Below are 19,860 nucleotides of genomic sequence, written 5' to 3'. Positions count from 1 at the left end.
AACCGCTACGACTTTGCCTCTTTCTCAAGCTCAAAAGCTAATCGAAGGCAAAGGTTAACCAAGCACCGACTCAATAAGAGGGAATATAAACATAAAAGCTGGGTTGAAGCCGTATTGCTGGGGCCTAACTGTATTCAGGACAAGTCACAACAAACTGTTGGGGGCCCAGAGGCCCCTTTAGGCGAGGATCAGCCGACTTTAATCAGAGTGCGGCCGCTGATTTCACCTTTAACGATTTGCGCTGCGGCCTCGGGGACCTGCTCCAGAGTGATTTCATGGCAAGCCTCTTGATAGTAACTCTCAGGCAGTAAAGCCACTATCTGCTCCCAGGCAGCACGGCGCTTGGCGGCCGGGCACTGCACCGAGTCGATTCCCAGTAGGCTGACGCCACGAAGAATAAAGGGCATTACCGTGGTTGGCAGGGCAAAGCCACCCGCCAGGCCGCAAATCGCGGCAACCCCAGCATAATTCAGCTGTGATAATGCGCTGGCCAGCACCTTGTTCCCTACGGTATCCACTACGGCGGCCCAGCGCTGCTTATCCAGTGGTTTGGCATCCTGCTCAAGCTCGCTGCGCTCAATTAAATCGCTGGCGCCAAGCTGCTTGAGCCAGGCCGCATTCTGCTCCAGGCGCCCTGTGCTGGCGACAACCTTAAAGCCGAGTTTAGCCAGCAGCGTCACGGCCACCGAGCCGACACCACCACTGGCGCCGGTTACCAGCACCTCGCCATCTTCCGGTTTGATCCCAGCTTGCTGCAACGCTTGTACACACAGCATGGCCGTAAGGCCGGCGGTGCCTATCATCATCGACTTGGCGGCTGTGCAACCCAGTGGCATAGGCACCAGCCAGTCACCCTTGACTCTGGCACTCTCGGCCATACCGCCCCAATGGTTTTCACCAACGCCCCAGCCGGTGAGGATCACTTCATCGCCTGGCTGATAGTCAGGATGGGCCGACTCACGCACCACACCGGCAAAGTCAATACCCGGTACCATGGGGAATTGACGAATAATCTTGCCAAGCCCGGTCACCGCAAGGCCGTCTTTGTAGTTCAGCGAACTGTAGGCAACATCGACCAGGACATCCCCCTCAGGCAGATCGCTGTCCTCCAATTGGGTTATCTGGGCTTGGGTCCGTTTATCGTTTTGGGTCAATACCAGTGCCTTAAACATGATTACCGCTCCTGCTGTTGAAAATATGGATTCAAGACTAGTGGAAAAACCACCGGCGAGACATCGGATAATTCGCAGAGTGTCGAGGCGTGCAACTCATGGGCTATTTCGCGGCTTGGTTCACACTCAATAATCGAAATCTGTTGCCTCGGCCTCAATCATTGACTGTACCACTGCGAGCTTACTAACAAAATACCAACATCTAAAACTACTTCAGCGCCAACGCCTTAAGCTTACGGTATAGGGTGTTGCGGCTAATCCCCAAACGGCGTGCCGCTTCACTGACGTTACCATTGCAGGCCAGCCAGGTGTCGCGAATTTGCATCTGAATTTGGCAGTGCAGATTGTTGCCCGGCGCGGGCGCCAAATCGGTCACAGTCTCTTCTGTAGCCACCAAGGTCTGCTGCAGACTTTCAGGCAGCGTTTGCCAGTTGAGTTCAGGGAACTCTTCGGCCATCAAACAGGCTACCTGCATCAGGTTATCCAGCTCCCGTAGGTTTCCCGGCCAATGATATTGCAGCAATCGCTGCTCCAGCAAAGGACACAGGCTTTGGGGCCGAACTCGATAGCGCTGGTGCAATTTGTGGATCAGACGCCGCAGGTCGCTTCGCTGGCGCAATGCAGGCAGTGTGACCTGCAAACCATTGAGCCGGTAATAGAGATCGGCGCGAAAGGCCCCCTGCTGCACCAATGCCGGTAAGTCCATATGAGTGGCGGCAATCACCTGAATGTCGACGCTATGTGCCTGATTACTGCCAATGGGCACCACCTCGCGCTCCTGCAACACCCTCAGCAAACGGCTCTGGGCCGCCAGGGGCATCTCGCCGATTTCATCCAGAAACAGGGAACCCTGGTGCGCCTGACGTATTTTGCCGACATATCCCTGCCTGGAAGCTCCGGTAAAGGCACCCGCCTGATAACCAAACAGCTCTGATTCCACCAGCTCCGCCGGGATCGCGGCGCAGTTAACCGCCACAAAAGGCTGCTGATGCCTGGAACTTTGCACATGCAGCTGTTTGACAAACTGCTCCTTGCCCACTCCGGTTTCCCCGAGGATCAGCAAAGGGATATTTCGTACCAACACCTTACGCGCCTGCTGCCAGGCTTGATCCAACCTGGGTTCTTTAAAAGCAGCGCTGCTTTCTCTGCTCTGGCTTTCTCGGCTCTGGCTCGCTCGAACCACAGGCTTGGTATGTTGAGGCTGCTCCAACGCCTGGGTTCTGAACACCAATCCCTGCTGCAAGCGGCCGCTGCCCCGGCTCAATACCTGAGGGGACAAGGCCTGGTGAATTTGGCCCAGGTTGATGCCTTTGAGTAGTTGCCTTGCCATAGGGTTGGCGCCCAGCACCCGTCCATCAAGGTCGAGCACCAACACGCCTTGCCAACCTGAATGCAGCAGGGCCTGCTGCGGCGCCAGATCCAATCGAACAGCAGCGCCGGGAAGTCGGCACAATAAGGCCAGCTCCAACTGCTGCGCCAAACTGGACACCAAAATGGCTGTCTTTGGGGTATGGATTTGCTGCTCACTGGTGATATCCAAGGCTCCCAGCAACTCACCGTCCGGGGAGAACAGCGGGCTGGCGGTGCAACTCATAAATCTGTGGCTCTTGATAAAGTGCTGCTCACCGATAACCGAAACACACTGGCGTTCGCTGAGTGCCGCGGCTATGGCATTGGTCCCCTTGTATTGCTCCAGCCAGTTGACCCCGGTATCCAGGGCAATATTGGCAAGCTTTTGTGAGTAGCGGCTCACGCCCCAGTGATGCAGCACAAAACCTTGAGGATCCGAGAGGATGAGCCGGCTCTGGGTTCGCCCCATAAGTTGATTGAACAGTGGCAGTGCACTGTGCTCCACGGCTTGCAGCAGCCGGCCATGGCGCTGGCACCGCTCATCAAGGGCTGCAGTATTGAGCCTGAGTTCATCGGGTATGGCGGCGGGATTGAGCCCGGCCCCCTGGCAACGTTGCCAGGAAGCCGATAACCAGGATTGGGAATGGGTCTTGAGTGTCATAGCCCTGCTCCATTCTGGTACACCTGTGTGTACCTTTTTGCCACAGTTTACGCGATAGACAACTCGAGTACCCGGCACCACGCCAAGATACAGCAATCGCAAATTTAGTTTTTCATCATACTGTTAGCACAATAAATGAACAAGCAGGCTCACACTGGCCCGGCCTTTGCGTTTACCTGAGCCAAGGCCGCTGTGGCCGAACAGATAAATACAAGAAAAATCTTTCAACAAGACGAGGAAACTCACCATGATTTATGCCCAACCCGGCACTCAGGGTGCCCTGCTGCAGTTCAAGGATAAGTACGACAATTTTATTGGTGGAAAGTGGCTCGCGCCGGTTGGCGGACAATACTTTGATAACCGTACCCCGGTCACCGGCGAAGTCTTCTGTCAGGCCGCCCGCTCTGACGCCCGGGATATAGAGTTGGCGTTGGATGCGGCCCATGCCGCCAAAGAGAGTTGGGGCAAGACTTCAGTCACCGAACGGGCCAATCTGTTACTGCGCATTGCCGATCGAGTAGAGCAGAGGTTGGAGATGCTGGCAGTGGCCGAAACCTGGGAAAACGGTAAGGCGGTCAGGGAAACCCTCAATGCCGATTTACCCCTGTTGGTGGACCACTTCCGTTACTTTGCCGGCTGTATTCGCGCGCAGGAAGGCAGCGCTGCCGATATTGATGCCACCACGGTCAGCTATCACTTTCCCGAACCTTTGGGCGTGGTTGGGCAGATCATTCCCTGGAACTTTCCACTCTTAATGGCGGCCTGGAAGATAGCCCCGGCACTGGCGGCCGGCAACTGTATCGTACTCAAGCCAGCGGAGCAGACACCGGTTTCCATCATGGTACTGCTGGAGCAGATTCAAGATTTGCTGCCTGCCGGGGTGCTTAATGTCGTCAACGGCTTTGGCGCCGAGGCGGGTCAAGCGCTGGCCACCAGCAAACGCATCGCCAAGTTGGCTTTCACGGGTTCAACCGAAGTGGGTTACCACATACTCAAGTGCGCCGCTGAGTCACTGATCCCCTCGACCGTTGAGCTGGGCGGGAAATCCCCCAACATCTATTTCGCCGATGTCCTGGAACAGGAAGACGACTATCTGGATAAGGCCGTCGAAGGCATGTTGCTGGCCTTTTTCAACCAGGGTGAAGTCTGCACCTGTCCCAGCCGGGTACTGATCCAGGAGTCCATCTACGACAAATTTATCGAGCGGGTCATCGCCAGAGCCCAGGGTATCAAACAGGGAGATCCGCTGGATACCGACACTCAGGTCGGCGCTCAAGCGTCACAGGAGCAGTTTGATAAAATACTCAGCTATCTGGAAATTGGCCGCAATGAAGGCGCCAAGGTACTGCTTGGCGGTCAGGCCAACAGCCTGCCGGGTTCCCAGAGTCAGGGCTATTATGTTACCCCGACAATACTCAGCGGCCATAACCGGATGCGGGTATTTCAGGAGGAGATCTTTGGCCCTGTCGTTGCTGTAACCACCTTCAAAGATGAAGCAGAAGCACTCAGCATTGCCAACGACACTCAGTATGGTTTGGGTGCCGGCGTCTGGACCCGGGATATGAATCGGGCACAGCGTATGGGGCGGGGGATCCAAGCAGGACGAGTCTGGATCAACTGCTATCATGCCTATCCGGCACATGCCGCTTTCGGAGGATACAAGAAGTCAGGTATCGGCCGGGAGACCCACAAAATGATGCTGTCTCACTACCAAAATACCAAAAATCTGCTGGTGAGTTACTCCACCAGTCCCTTGGGTTTCTTCTAAATCAAACACAGTCAAAACAAGCCCGGCTTCTGTCGGGCTTTTCATTGCACAAAACTAATACATTAAATTAACATTTGCGAATACAAAGAATATCAACAGATCAACTATTGAAAGAGATTTTCACAAATACTAGTATTGTTTGGCTACAACAAGAAACATAAATAACAATATCTAAACAATTTCATAGGGAGTTGGTATGTTAAAAGAGAAATTGCTGGCGAACGCCATTCGCTTTTCACTTTTTGCAGCAACGGGTTTTGCTTCTCTGGCAGTGGCCTCTCCGGCCATGGCAGAGGAACAAAATGAGCAGCAGATTGAAAAAATCCAGGTAACAGGTTCACGCATTATGCGTGAGGGCGCTATTGCCCCCAGCCCGGTTACCGTTATTTCGGGCGAGTCTCTGATTAAAACAGGGGCCGTTAACATAGGTGAAGCACTCAACGAACTGCCAGCTCTGGCAAACACTTACTCACTGGCCAACTCGGGAAGCTCTATCGGTACTGCCGGTCTGAACTTGTTGGATCTGCGTGGCATGGGCGCAGCCAGAACCCTGGTACTGGTCGATGGCAAGCGTCATGTGGCCAGTAGCCCAGGCACATCCTCTGTCGACGTGAACACCATTCCAACCGAATGGGTCGATAGTGTTGAAATCATCACTGGTGGCGCCTCGGCGATTTACGGTGCCGATGCGGTTACCGGTGTTGTTAACTTCAAGATGAAGAAGAAGATTGAAGGCTTCTCAGCCTCTGCTGCCGCCGGTATTGCCGATGACAGCGACTACAATAACCAGCGCTTCAGTCTGGCCTATGGTTCCAACTTTGATAATGATCGCGGTAACGCGGCTATCTCGGTCGAATACTCACAGCAAGATCGCCTCGGAATGCTGGAACGTGACCAAACAGCGGTTTCTTGGAGCGAGCTCAATAATACTATCGATGACAGCACTGTTAAGCAGCTGCTGCCAAATGCCGGTTACTGGGGGATCAATAATGCCGGTGTTGTTGGCTTCTATGGCGGAACACCGGGTTATTATAGCTTCAACCCGGACGGTACTCCGAAAACTATTGGTCTAGGTGAAATCACGGACGGTATAAAATGTGCCGGTGAGGGTTGTGACTATATCAACCTGCGTCAGTGGGAAGAACTGCAGCCCGAGTTTGATCGTACCACCATCAACTTCAAGACCAACTATGACTTTACCGATAACCTGAACGGTTATTTCGAGGCTAAGTGGAGCCGAACCAATGCCACCACTTCAGGGCAACCGGCGTTCTTCTTCTTCAGAGATGACTATACGACAGTAACCCGTGATAACCCCTACGTTTCCGATGAACTTGGCGCTTTGATGGATCAGGTCGGCTCAGACTCTGTGGTAGTCAACCGCTTTATGTCGGATCTGGGTCCCCGCACCGAAGATGATGAGCGTACCACCCAAAGGTATGTGCTCGGTCTAAATGGTATAGTGCTGGAAGATTGGGAGATGGAAGCCTATGCCATCTATGGTCAGACAGAGCAGACCCGTACCAATTACAACAACTTGATCTATAAAAATTTCCAGCAGTCTGTAGATGCTATTCGCGATCCTGTCAGCGGCGAAATTGTCTGTCGTGACACAGATGCCCAGGCCGCAGGTTGTGTGCCCGTCAATCTGTTTGGTGACGGAGCGGTAACCCGCGAAGCTGCCGACTGGTTCAGTACTACCACTACAGGTAAATTCAAAATCGAGCAGTATGTAATCGGCGGCTCTATGTCCAACTCTGCCCTGTTTGAGCTGCCTGCCGGTATGGTAGGTTTCGCTTCCGGTATCGAATACCGCAAGGAAAAGAGTCAGAACAACGAAGATCCATTTGCCGCTACCGGCGCCACCTTCTTTAACGCCCTGCAGAGTGAAGGCGGTGATTTCGATGTCAAAGAAATCTATGCCGAGATCTCTGTGCCGCTGCTGGAAGACCTACCTGGTATCCAGAACCTGACTCTGGATGGCGCGGTCCGTTACGCTGACTACTCCACCATTGGCGATGCTACCAGTTGGAAGTTGGGTCTGGACTGGACCATCATAGATTCGCTGCGCCTGCGTTCGACTCTGTCTACCGCTCTGCGCGCCCCTAACATCAGCGAATACTATGGTGCCCAAGGTCAGAACTTCTTCAATGTTGATGACACCTGTAAAACCAGCGAACTGGCCAAGGTAACTCCAGAGCAACGAGCGATTCGTGCTGCCAACTGCGCCGCACTCGGGGTACCAACTGATTTCGATTCCAGCTATGACAGCGCAACCCTCGAAGGGGTTTCCGGTGGTAATGACCAGTTGGAGCCTGAAGAGTCTGACAGCTACACTGTCGGTCTGGTTTATCAGCCTTCATTCGTTGAAGGTCTGGTGATGACGGTGGATTACTGGAACATTGAAATCACAGATGCTATCGCCAATATCGCTGCTCAGGATATTATCAATCGCTGTATCGACTCCCCCACAGGGGTCAACAACCAATACTGTGATTTGCTCACCCGTGACGCCACCTCACACGAGATCACTAACATCACTCAGATTGTGCAGAATATAGCCAAGCAGGAAGCCTCAGGGGTCGACTTCGAAATCGGTTATGACTTCCCGCTATTTGGCGGTGACCTGCGCACCAACCTACTGGGTACCTATCTAATCGAGCGCAACGAATATCCCTTCCAGGATGATTCCTCCGATTATGAAGAGTATGCCGGCACGATAGGTGAAGCACAGTGGCAAGGTCAGTTGGTACTGAACTACAGCTACGACGCCTGGAACCTGAACTGGAAGACACGTTATCTGGACTCGGTAGATCTGTATACTCCGCAGTTCAACGCCGACTATGACGTGCCTTACTCCAATGTCATGAGCTATGGTTCATACAGTGTTACCGACTTGTATGCCACCTACACCATGGACAATGGTCTGGAGTTCGGTCTCGGGATAGACAACGCATTCGACCGTGACCTGCCAGGCAGCACCACTGGTACAGGTACCGGCAGCGCCAGCTATGACAACATAGGTCGCTTCTATTACCTGACTGTCAAATACGAGATGTAAGCAATTACCTCGCCTGAAAAAGCCCCTTAAGGGGCTTTTTTACTTTCTAGCGACTTTGCATTCTCACTGAGAGAGTACACTCCTTAGCGGAATGGTATAATGCCCGCATCTGCATGCAATAAGGTCAACCCGTGTTCCACATCGCCCTCTATGAACCCGAAATTGCCCCCAATACCGGCAACATTATCCGTCTCTGTGCCAACAACGGCTGCGAGCTACACCTGATAGAGCCTTTGGGCTTTGATCTGGAAGAGAAAAAACTGCGCCGGGCCGGGCTGGATTATGGCGATCTGACCCGAGTAAACCGCTACCCGGATTTCCCGCGTTTTCTCGCGGCCATGGCGGGCAAACGCATTTTGGCTTGCACCACCAAGGGCAGTCGGCCACATTCTGAACTCGAATATCGGCAAGGGGATGTGCTCTTGTTTGGCCCCGAGACTCGCGGCCTGCCTCAGGAAATATTGCAAAGCATTGCTGCAGAGCACAGACTGAGGATCCCTATGGTGCCCACCAGCCGCAGCCTGAATCTTTCCAATGCAGTGGCTATCATCAGCTATGAAGCTTGGCGTCAACAGGGTTTCAGCGGCGCTATATAAATCAGCGAGGTTGCAGTGAGATGGCTCTGTAGGTTTGATAGCTATCCGAGTCCTCATCCAGATAGTGCAGATTCTGGCGCCAGAGCCAGCCGTCATTGTCGGCTTCGAATAGCAGTTGGATCAGCGCCGGACGTCCACCGGACCGCCCTTCACCCAGCAGGGAAAATCCGCCGCCCTGATGGTAAAGGGTGAAGGATTGAAAGCGTTCTTCGGTCACACCGTCAAAGTACCAGAGCCCCACACTAGGATCTTGGTCTCGAAACCACCAGGTTTCACTCAGGGGGTGGCGCACGCCCTCACTGACGCTGAGTAACAACTGTCGCTTATCTTTACTGCAGATGGCATCCAGGCTGAGCTCCTTCGGGGTTTGCCCCCTTTGGGCGCCATCCCCCTGCCAATGGCCATTGAGCGCTTCACAGAATTGGCTAAAGGAGGCCTTGCCGGCCCAGGCGGGTTGCCAGGCCAGAGCCAGGGAAATAATAAACAGGCGTAGAAAGTCAGAAGAGTTCGATATGGTTGTTGCTGTGCTTGAGATGTTCATCTTGATACTGGCTCAAAGCCTCGTGTAGTGGCATTCCCTGCAGCACAAGATCAAACATTTTGCGTTCACAGTCCAGCGAGTATGTCGACTTAATCGTACGCTGTAACATTTTCCAGGCATGTTCCGAGGTGCGACTATGCTCATCCCGCAGAACTTCTTCAGTCAGCGCCAGCCCGGTCACCACATGGTTGAGCCTTTGTGACAGACGATCATAGAACTGAAAAGCTACTATGCCTTCATTGACCTTACCGGCCAGATGGCGACCGTGATCAAGGATCTCGGCCGGAGTATTCTCCTGAGTTTCCAACCAGGCATTCACCTCACGCAATTGCTCCGCCATGTCGGTAAACAGACTCCCTAAACCGGTGACATTGTGTTCACCGTCAGTCAGGGTCAACTCTATCTGGGCTATCGACAACAACAAGAGTTTTACCGTTTCCGAGATATGCAGCCATTGGGCCGAATCGAGTACATCCAGAGTCGTGGGCGTTTCGAGCTGCTTGTTATTTGTCATGGGGATCTCTGTGGCTGAGTAGCAGGCATAAAGAAGTTTAGGACATAAAACGCCTTTTGCCTCTTTCCTGGCGCGCCGGCAAACTGCTACCCGCTGTCGTGACTATGAGTTAATGCCCGGGGCGTTAGTGCCCGGGAGCTTTTGAACTCCGCCAAGTCCCACAGTCGAATAGCGCCTGGAACAGATCAAAGTTTCCCGATAAACAGGTCGATAAATTTCTGTTTTCGTAGCAGATCTATTGCACAGTTTCTGCGACAATCAATGCCAATGCTGTTATTGCCGGAGATCTCATGCACAGACTCAAGAGCCGTATCATCAGAGAGTGGGATTTCAACCACAAAGGCTGGTTACTGGAGGCTGCCCGCTTCCTGGCCCCAGAACTACTGGCGTTAACTCTGTGGGATGAGTCTGAGGGTAAGCCGCTGCTGGCCATTTGGCCTACCGAGGCCGACTCCCCCGACTTGTTGCTGGATCTCACTCAATTTAAGGGGCATCCCCAGGTCTGCCTCTGGCATCAACAACTCACCTTGGTGGATGAAACCGGGCTCTGGATCTGGCAGTCACCGGCAGAAGATCAGGCGCAGCACTATCCCTTTGCCAATCCGGACGTGCTTTCCATGACTGTGGAGCAGCAACACTTCCACTTTCTGCCATTGCAGCTTTGCCCGCTGGATGACAACCAACTGCTACTGCGAATGAGTTCCCCCAATACCCGTAAGGGCCGAGCCATTTCCTGGCTATTTATCAAAGACGATCACTGTCACTTGGTCAACAGATACAAGGAGCCGGACGAACCTGAGCTCACCGCCTTAAAGCCAGGCAGCCCACTCTGGCTTGAAGCGATCCAGGTCTGTGACAAACAGATTTTCTGCCTCTGTCAGGGGCAATCGGCACCAGGCACTCAAGATACTATATTGGCAGAATACAAATATGGCCTGCCGGATAGCCTCTTGGGCAAGCTTTCCAAAATGCTCGGCAGTGGTCAGGAAAAAGATCTTCTATTGCAGTCGTCTCGCCGTCTGGCGCCAGGCAGCGCCCGCTTCAGCAATTGTGGGCCACAGTTGTGGTTAAGAACCAAGGGTAACAATCGTTTCGAGTGCCATTCACTGACCGAGGAGCAAAGCGCCTTTGAACTGGCACTAACCCAGGTTCAAAGTCTCGGTGACATCAAACCATCCAAGGCTCAGGTGAGCTTTATGGATAACAAGCTGTTTTTAGTGCACGACAAGCGCAGGTTGAATTTATGTGCAATTCAGGCTCGTAACCCTGTAAGCCCTTAAATGAAGGTACAGCTTGCTTAAGGCAGAAATCCTCTATCCCGGATTAATTAAGCGTTGGCGCATAAAAGGAAGCAAAGCGTGTAAGTAACTTGGTTATAAAACAAAAAAGGAAGCCGAAGCTTCCTTTTCAAAGTAACCTATCTCGCAATTAAGCGATGATCTTGGCTACAACACCAGCACCAACTGTACGGCCACCTTCACGGATTGCGAAGCGCAGACCTTCGTCCATCGCGATTGGGCAGATCAGAGTAACAACCATCTTGATGTTGTCGCCTGGCATTACCATCTCTACGCCTTCTGGCAGTTCGATAGTACCGGTCACGTCAGTTGTACGGAAGTAGAACTGTGGACGGTAGCCTTTGAAGAATGGAGTGTGACGACCACCTTCTTCTTTAGACAGTACGTAAACTTCTGATTCGAACTTGGTGTGTGGAGTGATTGAACCAGGCTTAGCCAGTACTTGACCACGCTCTACTTCATCACGCTTGGTACCACGCAGCAGGATACCGCAGTTCTCACCGGCACGACCTTCGTCCAGCAGCTTACGGAACATTTCTACACCAGTACAGGTAGTCTTGGTAGTGTCGTGGATACCCACGATTTCTACTTCGTCACCAACTTTGATGATACCGCGCTCTACACGACCTGTTACTACAGTACCGCGACCAGAGATTGAGAATACGTCTTCGATAGGCAGCAGGAATGGCTTATCGATATCACGCTCTGGCTCAGGGATGTATGTATCCAGTGCTTCAGCCAGTTCAACAATCTTGGCTTCCCACTGAGCGTCGCCTTCCAGAGCTTTCAGAGCTGAACCCTGAATTACTGGCAGGTCATCACCTGGGAAATCGTACTCAGACAGCAGTTCACGAACTTCCATCTCTACCAGTTCCAGCAGCTCTTCATCGTCTACCATGTCACACTTGTTCATGAATACGATGATGTAAGGTACGCCTACCTGACGAGACAGCAGGATGTGCTCACGAGTCTGTGGCATTGGGCCGTCAGTAGAAGCTACTACCAGGATTGCGCCGTCCATCTGGGCAGCACCGGTGATCATGTTTTTAACATAGTCAGCGTGACCTGGGCAGTCTACGTGAGCGTAGTGACGAGTTGGAGTGTCATACTCGATGTGAGAGGTATTGATGGTAATACCGCGCTCACGCTCTTCTGGAGCGTTATCGATCGCTGCGAAGTCACGAGCCTCACCACCGTAAGTCTTAGACAGTACAGTTGAGATAGCAGCAGTCAGAGTGGTTTTACCATGGTCAACGTGACCAATGGTGCCCACGTTAACGTGGGGCTTGGAACGTTCAAATTTAGCTTTAGACACGATATATTCCTTTCTTTTCAGAAGAGTCCGGCTTTGCCGGACACCATCAATCAAAATAACAGTTAATGCCGTTACCTAAATCAGGTACGAGCTTCGATAACTGCTTTAGCAACGTTTTGCGGCGCTTCAGAGTACTTCAAAAACTCCATGGAGTATGAAGCCCGGCCCTGAGTCGCTGAGCGCAAATCTGTTGCATAACCAAACATTTCAGCCAAAGGTACCACAGCTCGAATAATCTTGATACCGGCGACGCCGTCATCCATACCTTCGATAAGACCACGACGACGGTTCAGATCACCTACTACGTCACCCATGTAGTCTTCTGGGGTTGTCACTTCAACCTTCATGCAAGGCTCGAGCAACACAGGGTTAGCTTGCAGCGCCCCCTTCTTGAAGCCCATAGAACCTGCAACTTTGAACGCCATTTCGTTCGAGTCCACATCATGATATGAACCATCGAACAGAGTGACCTTCACGTCCAATACAGGGAAGCCGGCGACAACACCGTTCTTCATCTGTTCTTGGATCCCTTTGTCAACCGCAGGGATGTATTCCCTAGGAACGACACCACCAACGATTTCGTTGACAAACTCATAACCGGCACCCTCTTCACGAGGCTCCAGTTTCAGCCAGACATGACCGAATTGACCACGACCACCAGACTGACGCACAAACTTACCTTCCACTTCCACAGCACTGCGGATAGTTTCACGATAAGCCACCTGAGGTTTACCAACGTTACATTCAACGCTGAACTCACGGCGCATACGGTCGATGATAATGTCCAAGTGTAGCTCACCCATACCTGAAATCAGAGTCTGACCCGACTCCTCATCAGTCTCAACCCGGAAAGAAGGATCTTCCATTGCCAGCTTCTGCAGCGCAATGCCCATCTTTTCCTGGTCGGCTTTGGAACGAGGTTCCACAGCAATGGTAATGACCGGCTCGGGAAATTCCATCCGCTCCAGAATTACCTTATGGTCTGGGTCACACAGGGTGTCACCGGTTGTCACATCTTTCAGGCCGATAGCAGCAGCTATATCACCTGCGCGCACTTCTTTCAGTTCTTTACGGTCGTTGGCGTGCATCTGCACGATACGGCCGATACGCTCACGCTTCTCTTTTACAGAGTTGTAAACGGCTGAACCTGACTCCAGGACACCTGAGTAAACCCGGATAAAGGTCAAAGTACCCACAAATGGGTCTGTTGCGATTTTGAATGCCAACGCAGAGAAAGGTGCATTGTCATCAGAAACACGCTCAACTTCCTGTTCTCTGTCATCGATGCCCTTAATCGCAGGAACATCAACCGGAGCAGGAAGGTATTCAACAACAGCATCGAGAACTGCCTGTACGCCTTTATTTTTAAAGGCACTACCACAGGTAGCCAGCACAATTTCGTTGTTGATAGTACGTTGACGAAGCGCTTTTTTGATCTCTTCTTCTGTGAGCTCACCTTCTTCAAGGTATTTGTCCATCAGCTCATCAGAAGCCTCTGCGGCACTCTCTACCAGGTATTCGCGCATTTCGGTTGCCTTGGCAAGCAAATGCTCTGGGATCTCTTCGTGAGTGAAAGTCAGGCCCTGGTCTTCTTCATTCCAGTTGATGGCTTTCATCTTGATGAGATCGATAACCCCGCTAAAGTTTTCTTCTGCACCAATATTCAATTGAATAGGCACACAAGTTGCACCGAGACGGTTACGGATCTGTCCTACTACGCGATCAAAGTCGGCACCGGCACGGTCCATCTTATTGACGAACACCAGACGGGGGACATGATACTTGTCGGCCTGACGCCATACGGTCTCAGACTGAGGTTCCACACCAGAAGAACCACAAAAGACCACTACAGCACCGTCAAGTACGCGCAGAGAACGCTCTACCTCAATAGTAAAATCGACGTGACCTGGGGTATCGATGATATTGATACGATGCTCAGTAAACTGGGCATCCATACCGCGCCAGAACGTGGTAACAGCCGCTGAGGTAATAGTAATACCCCGCTCCTGCTCCTGAACCATCCAGTCAGTGGTAGACGCACCGTCATGGGTTTCACCCATCTTGTGGTTTACCCCTGTATAGAACAGGACTCGCTCTGTGGTAGTGGTTTTACCTGCGTCAACGTGAGCACAAATACCTATGTTGCGATAACGCTCAATTGGAGTTGTACGAGCCACGATTATACCCTCTTGACTAAGATAAAAATCTTAGCAATGTCAGAGAAAGCGCGGGCAAGCCCGCGCCCGATATTACCAACGGTAATGAGCAAACGCTTTGTTGGCTTCTGCCATACGATGCACGTCTTCGCGCTTCTTAACGGCAGTACCTTTGTTTTCGGAAGCGTCCAGCAGTTCACCTGCCAGGCGCAGAGCCATAGATTTTTCACCACGCTTACGAGCAGCTTCAACCAACCAGCGCATCGCCAGTGCGTTACGACGAACTGGACGAACTTCACATGGAACCTGGTAAGTAGAACCACCAACACGGCGAGACTTAACCTCTACCGCTGGGCGAACGTTTTCCAGGGCTGCTTCAAGGATAACCAGATGCTCTTCGCCTTTCTTATCGGCGACAACATCCAGTGCTTTGTAGATAATTTTTTCAGCAGTCGACTTTTTGCCGTCCTGCATAATGACGTTGATGAACTTAGCCAGCAACTCACTTTGAAACTTTGGATCAGGTAGGATTTTACGTTGTCCTACTACGCGACGTCTTGGCATAACTATTCTCCGTATGCTTCAGGTATTTCCAAAACTGGAATTTATATTTAGCTTGGCCTTACTTAACGGAAAACCATTAAGACTTAGGACGCTTAGCACCGTACTTAGAACGAGCTTGGCGACGTGAAGTCACACCAGCACAGTCCAGGGCGCCACGAACAGTGTGATAACGCACACCAGGTAAGTCTTTAACACGACCACCACGGATCAGGATTACACTGTGTTCCTGCAGGTTGTGGCCTTCACCGCCGATGTACGAAGATACTTCGAAACCGTTGGTCAGACGCACACGAGCTACTTTACGTAGTGCAGAGTTAGGTTTTTTTGGAGTAGTGGTGTACACACGAGTACAAACACCACGCTTTTGTGGGCACGCGTTCAACGCAGGCACGTTAGTCTTTTCGACTTTAGGTGCGCGAGGCTTACGTACCAACTGGTTTACAGTTGCCATGTATAGCTCCGAATCAGTTGATTTCAACTCAACAATAAGGTGTGAAAAATCTAATCCCACAATAGTGGGACGCGGAATTTTAGAAAGGTAAGGCTTGGCTGTCAAGAAATAGCCAACTTTTGCAGCGTATTCCAATGAAAAAGGCGCCTTTCGGCGCCTTTTGTAACATCTATGCTACTTATTCCTGACTGCCAGCCAGGTTCAACAGATCGGCCAGGTTCTGTTCGGCTTCGCTGGCGCTGATGCTAGGTGCTTCAGTCGCTACTTCACCGCGAGCCTGGTTACGGTTGTTGTGGTAAGCATAACCCGTACCAGCCGGGATCAGACGACCTACGATCACGTTCTCTTTCAGACCGCGCAGGTTATCACTCTTACCACCTACTGCCGCTTCGGTCAGTACGCGAGTGGTTTCCTGGAACGAGGCCGCAGAGATGAAGGACTCAGTCGCCAGAGAGGCTTTGGTGATACCCAGCAGTTCACGTTCGAACTTGGCCGGAATCTTGCCCTGCTCTTCCAGTTCGCGGTTAGCGATCTTGACGCGGGACACCTCAACCTGCTCCCCTTCGAGGAACTCAGAATCACCGGCTTCAGTGATCAGACACTTACGCAGCATCTGGCGAATGATCACCTCGATGTGCTTGTCGTTAATCTTCACACCCTGCAGACGATATACGTCCTGTACTTCATTCACAATGTAGTTGGCTACGTTGTGGATACCGCGCAAACGCAGAATATCGTGAGCAGACTCTGGACCATCGGCGATCACTTCACCGCGTTCGACTTTTTCACCTTCGAACACGTTCAGGTTACGCCACTTAGGGATCATCTCTTCGTATGGGTTACCGCCCTCGGCAGGAGTAATAACCAGACGACGCTTACCTTTGGTCTCTTTACCGAAGGAGATGGTACCGCTGATCTCAGCCAGAATCGCAGGCTCTTTCGGCTTACGGGCTTCGAACAGGTCAGCAACCCTTGGCAGACCACCGGTAATATCGCGTGTCTTGGACGATTCCTGAGGAATACGAGCCAGTGCATCACCGACGCTGATCTGAGCATTATCTTCCAGGTTTACGATCGCATTGCTGGGCAGGAAGTACTGCGCAGGTACGTCGGTACCAGGAATAGTCAGGTCATTACCGTTTTCATCCACCAAGCGGATCATTGGACGCATTTCTTTGCCGGCGCTTGGGCGCTGGGCCACATCCAATACCACGATGGAAGACAGACCGGTCAGCTCGTCGGTTTGACGCGAGATGGTGACACCGTCAATCATCTGCTCAAACTTCACATAACCCGCCACTTCAGTGATGATTGGGTGAGTATGTGGATCCCAGTTAGCGATGGTCTGGCCAGCGTTAACTTCGGCACCTTCCAGCGTTTCGAGCACAGTACCGTAAGGCACTTTGTAGCGCTCTTTCTCACGGCCCAGTTCATCGATAATCGCCAGCTCAGACGAGCGCGATACGATAACCAACTTGCCATCGCTGTTCTTAACGAACTTGGCGTTATGCAGCTTCAGGTTACCGGCGTTCTTCACCTGAACGTTGTTTTCTGCAGAAGCCCTGGATGCCGCACCACCGATGTGGAAGGTACGCATCGTCAGCTGTGTACCAGGCTCACCGATTGACTGAGCAGCAACAACACCGATTGCTTCACCTTGGTTGATCAGGTGACCACGGGCCAGGTCGCGACCATAACACTTGGCACAAACACCGAAGTCGGTATCACAGGAGATCACAGAGCGAACTTTAACTTCGTCAACGCTGTACTCTTCCAGCTTGTCACACCATGCCTCATCCAGCAAAGTGTTACGTGGCGCCAGGACTTCGTCGGAACCAGGATAGTAAACATCCTCGGCAACAACACGACCCAGTACGCGCTCACGCAGTGGCTCAACCACGTCACCACCTTCAATCAGCGGTTTCATGATCAGACCTTCGTGAGTACCACAGTCATCTTCGATAACGACCAGATCCTGGGCAACATCCACCAGACGACGAGTCAGGTAACCTGAGTTTGCTGTCTTAAGTGCGGTATCCGCCAGACCCTTACGAGCACCGTGGGTTGAAATAAAGTACTGCAGTACGTTCAGACCTTCACGGAAGTTCGCCACGATGGGCGTTTCGATGATAGAGCCGTCTGGCTTGGCCATCAGACCACGCATACCCGCCAACTGACGGATCTGAGCGGCACTACCACGAGCGCCTGAGTCGGCCATCATGTAGATGCTGTTGAAAGAAGCCTGTTTCTCTTCTTCACCGTCGCGGTTGATAACCACTTCGGAAGACAGGTTTTCCATCATCGCCTTGGAGACTTTCTCGTTGGCGCTGGCCCAGATATCGATAACCTTGTTGTAACGCTCACCGGCAGTTACCAGACCAGACTGGAACTGTTCCTGGATTTCCAGAACTTCGGCTTCTGCGTCGGCAACCAGCTTGTACTTGGCTTCCGGGATTTCCATATCGTTGATACCGACAGAGGCACCTGAGATAGTGGCGTATTGGAAACCTGTGTACATCAGTTGGTCAGCAAAGATAACGGTATCTTTCAGACCCAGCTGACGGTAGCAGGTGTTCAGCAAACGGGAGATCTGCTTCTTGCCCATGTTCTGGTTAACCAGATCAAAAGACATACCGGCTGGCAGGATCAATGACAACAGAGCACGACCTACTGTGGTGTCGACAATGCGACGCTGCTGGGTGCGCTCACCGTTCTCATCGATATGAGTTTCGGTGATACGAACTTTAACCCGGGCGTGCAGCTCGGCGGCACCTGTGCGATAGGCTTTCTCGGCTTCGGCAACAGACTCAAAGGCCATACCTTCACCGCGGCCATTTACGCGCTCACGGCTCATGTAGTACAGACCCAGTACCACGTCCTGAGAAGGAGTAATAACCGGCTCACCGTTGGCAGGTGACAGAATGTTATTGGTTGACATCATCAACGCACGGGCTTCCAGCTGGGCTTCCAGCGTCAGAGGCACGTGTACCGCCATTTGGTCACCGTCGAAGTCGGCGTTATAGGCCGCACACACCAGTGGGTGCAGTTGAATCGCTTTACCTTCGATCAGTACAGGTTCGAACGCCTGGATACCCAAACGGTGCAGTGTTGGTGCACGGTTCAGCATCACAGGGTGTTCGCGGATCACTTCATCCAGTACGTCCCAAACCTCGGCAACTTCACGCTCAACCATCTTCTTGGCGGCTTTGATGGTAGTGGCCAGGCCACGACCTTCCAGCTTGCCGTAAATGAATGGTTTGAACAGTTCCAGCGCCATTTTCTTCGGTAGACCACACTGGTGCAGACGCAGAGTTGGGCCCACGGTAATTACCGAACGGCCTGAGTAGTCAACACGCTTACCCAGCAGGTTCTGACGGAAACGACCTTGCTTACCCTTGATCATATCGGCCAAGGACTTCAGAGGACGCTTGTTGGAACCGGTAATGGCACGACCGCGACGACCGTTATCCAGCAGGGCATCAACAGATTCCTGCAGCATACGCTTTTCGTTGCGAACTATGATATCCGGAGCGGCCAGATCCAGCAAACGCTTCAAACGGTTGTTACGGTTGATCACGCGGCGATACAGATCGTTCAGATCTGAAGTCGCGAAACGACCGCCGTCCAGTGGAACCAGAGGACGCAGATCAGGTGGCAGAACCGGCAGCACCTTGAGGATCATCCACTCTGGCTTGTTGCCTGAATGGTAGAAGGCCTCAACCAGCTTCAAACGCTTGGTGACTTTCTTGCGACGGGTCTCAGAGTTAATAGATGGCAGCTCTTCGCGCATCTGCTCAACTTCTTTCTCCAGATCGATAGCGCGCAGCAGTTCCAGAACCGCTTCGGCACCCATCTTGGCTTCAAACTCGTCACCATACTCTTCCAGCGCATCCAGGTAGGTTTCTTCGGTCAGCATTTGACCGCGCTCCAGGCTGGTCATGCCTGGCTCGATAACCACATAAGATTCGAAGTAGAGTACCCGCTCAATATCACGCAGAGTCATGTCCAGCATCAGACCGATACGGGATGGCAGTGACTTGAGGAACCAGATGTGGGCAACTGGGCTGGCCAGTTCGATGTGGCCCATACGCTCACGACGTACTTTGGTCTGGGTCACTTCAACGCCACACTTCTCACAGATCACACCGCGGTGCTTGAGACGCTTGTACTTACCGCACAGACACTCGTAGTCTTTGACCGGGCCAAAGATACGGGCACAGAACAGGCCTTCACGCTCAGGCTTGAATGTACGGTAGTTGATGGTTTCAGGCTTCTTAACTTCACCAAATGACCAAGAACGGATCAGATCAGGCGACGCCAGGCCGATCTTGATGCCTTCAAATTCTTCAGTCTTGCTTTGCTGTTTCAGAAACTTTAATAAGTCTTTCACGTTTCTCTCCTGAAGGAGTTAAA

General features: G+C 52.3%; 13 protein-coding genes. 4 read left to right on the top strand and 9 right to left on the bottom strand.

Translation table 11 applies throughout. The features are described 5' to 3' along the window. Window positions 1–188 precede the first annotated feature (188 nt). Complete coding sequence (gene acuI, locus SIL79_RS08140) at window positions 189–1,172, bottom strand: acrylyl-CoA reductase (NADPH) (RefSeq protein ID WP_039034720.1); 984 nt, start codon at window positions 1,170–1,172, stop codon at window positions 189–191. Between the two features lie 208 nt (window positions 1,173–1,380). Then, entirely contained in the window at window positions 1,381–3,183 is a 1,803-nt protein-coding gene (locus SIL79_RS08135) for a sigma-54-dependent Fis family transcriptional regulator (RefSeq protein WP_233962840.1), read from the bottom strand. A gap of 247 nt (window positions 3,184–3,430) precedes the next feature. Here SIL79_RS08135 and exaC point away from each other — a divergent pair, with 247 nt between their 5' ends. The 3 genes from exaC (at window position 3,431) to SIL79_RS08120 (ending at window position 8,608) form a co-directional block, all read left to right on the top strand. Next, a complete protein-coding gene (gene exaC, locus SIL79_RS08130) occupies window positions 3,431–4,951 on the top strand; it encodes an acetaldehyde dehydrogenase ExaC (RefSeq protein ID WP_233962839.1) in 1,521 nt (506 codons plus the stop codon). 196 nt (window positions 4,952–5,147) lie between these two features. Further along, window positions 5,148–8,012, top strand: coding sequence for a TonB-dependent receptor plug domain-containing protein (locus tag SIL79_RS08125; RefSeq protein ID WP_083399802.1), 2,865 nt, complete (start codon window positions 5,148–5,150; stop codon window positions 8,010–8,012). Between the two features lie 131 nt (window positions 8,013–8,143). After that, window positions 8,144–8,608, top strand: coding sequence for a tRNA (cytidine(34)-2'-O)-methyltransferase (locus SIL79_RS08120; protein WP_233962838.1), 465 nt, complete (start codon window positions 8,144–8,146; stop codon window positions 8,606–8,608). Between the two features lies 1 nt (window position 8,609). Here the strand turns inward: SIL79_RS08120 and SIL79_RS08115 are convergent, their stop codons facing one another. Both SIL79_RS08115 and SIL79_RS08110 read right to left on the bottom strand, forming a co-directional pair. Beyond that, a complete protein-coding gene (locus tag SIL79_RS08115) occupies window positions 8,610–9,149 on the bottom strand; it encodes a hypothetical protein (protein WP_233962836.1) in 540 nt (179 codons plus the stop codon). Then, window positions 9,106–9,663: a hypothetical protein gene (locus SIL79_RS08110; protein WP_233962835.1), complete on the bottom strand. Its 558-nt coding sequence runs from the start codon at window positions 9,661–9,663 to the stop codon at window positions 9,106–9,108. The genes SIL79_RS08115 and SIL79_RS08110 overlap by 44 nt, the downstream gene beginning before the upstream one ends. Window positions 9,664–9,953: 290 nt before the next feature. On the opposite strand from SIL79_RS08110, the gene SIL79_RS08105 reads away from it, so the two are divergent. After that, on the top strand, window positions 9,954–10,943 hold the full coding sequence (locus SIL79_RS08105; RefSeq protein WP_233962834.1) for a hypothetical protein: 990 nt from the start codon (window positions 9,954–9,956) through the stop codon (window positions 10,941–10,943). Between the two features lie 148 nt (window positions 10,944–11,091). Here the strand turns inward: SIL79_RS08105 and tuf are convergent, their stop codons facing one another. The 5 genes from tuf to rpoC all read right to left on the bottom strand — a co-directional run bounded on the left by tuf (window position 11,092) and on the right by rpoC (window position 19,837). After that, entirely contained in the window at window positions 11,092–12,276 is a 1,185-nt protein-coding gene (gene tuf / locus SIL79_RS08100) for an elongation factor Tu (RefSeq protein WP_233962833.1), read from the bottom strand. 80 nt (window positions 12,277–12,356) lie between these two features. Further along, a complete protein-coding gene (gene fusA, locus SIL79_RS08095; protein WP_039034637.1) occupies window positions 12,357–14,453 on the bottom strand; it encodes an elongation factor G in 2,097 nt (698 codons plus the stop codon). 72 nt (window positions 14,454–14,525) lie between these two features. Next, entirely contained in the window at window positions 14,526–14,996 is a 471-nt protein-coding gene (gene rpsG, locus SIL79_RS08090) for a 30S ribosomal protein S7 (RefSeq protein ID WP_025012041.1), read from the bottom strand. Between the two features lie 76 nt (window positions 14,997–15,072). After that, window positions 15,073–15,447 carry a 30S ribosomal protein S12 gene (gene rpsL / locus SIL79_RS08085; RefSeq protein WP_039034652.1) on the bottom strand — a complete coding sequence of 125 codons (375 nt, stop codon included), beginning with the start codon at window positions 15,445–15,447 and terminating at the stop codon, window positions 15,073–15,075. A 178-nt stretch (window positions 15,448–15,625) separates the two neighbouring features. Then, window positions 15,626–19,837 carry a DNA-directed RNA polymerase subunit beta' gene (rpoC, locus tag SIL79_RS08080; RefSeq protein ID WP_039034636.1) on the bottom strand — a complete coding sequence of 1,404 codons (4,212 nt, stop codon included), beginning with the start codon at window positions 19,835–19,837 and terminating at the stop codon, window positions 15,626–15,628. Between the last annotated feature and the right edge of the window lie 23 nt (window positions 19,838–19,860).

This window comes from Shewanella indica (assembly GCF_033842865.1).
Lineage (GTDB): Bacteria > Pseudomonadota > Gammaproteobacteria > Enterobacterales > Shewanellaceae > Shewanella > Shewanella indica.
This window is presented reverse-complemented; position numbering and strand designations above follow the sequence as displayed.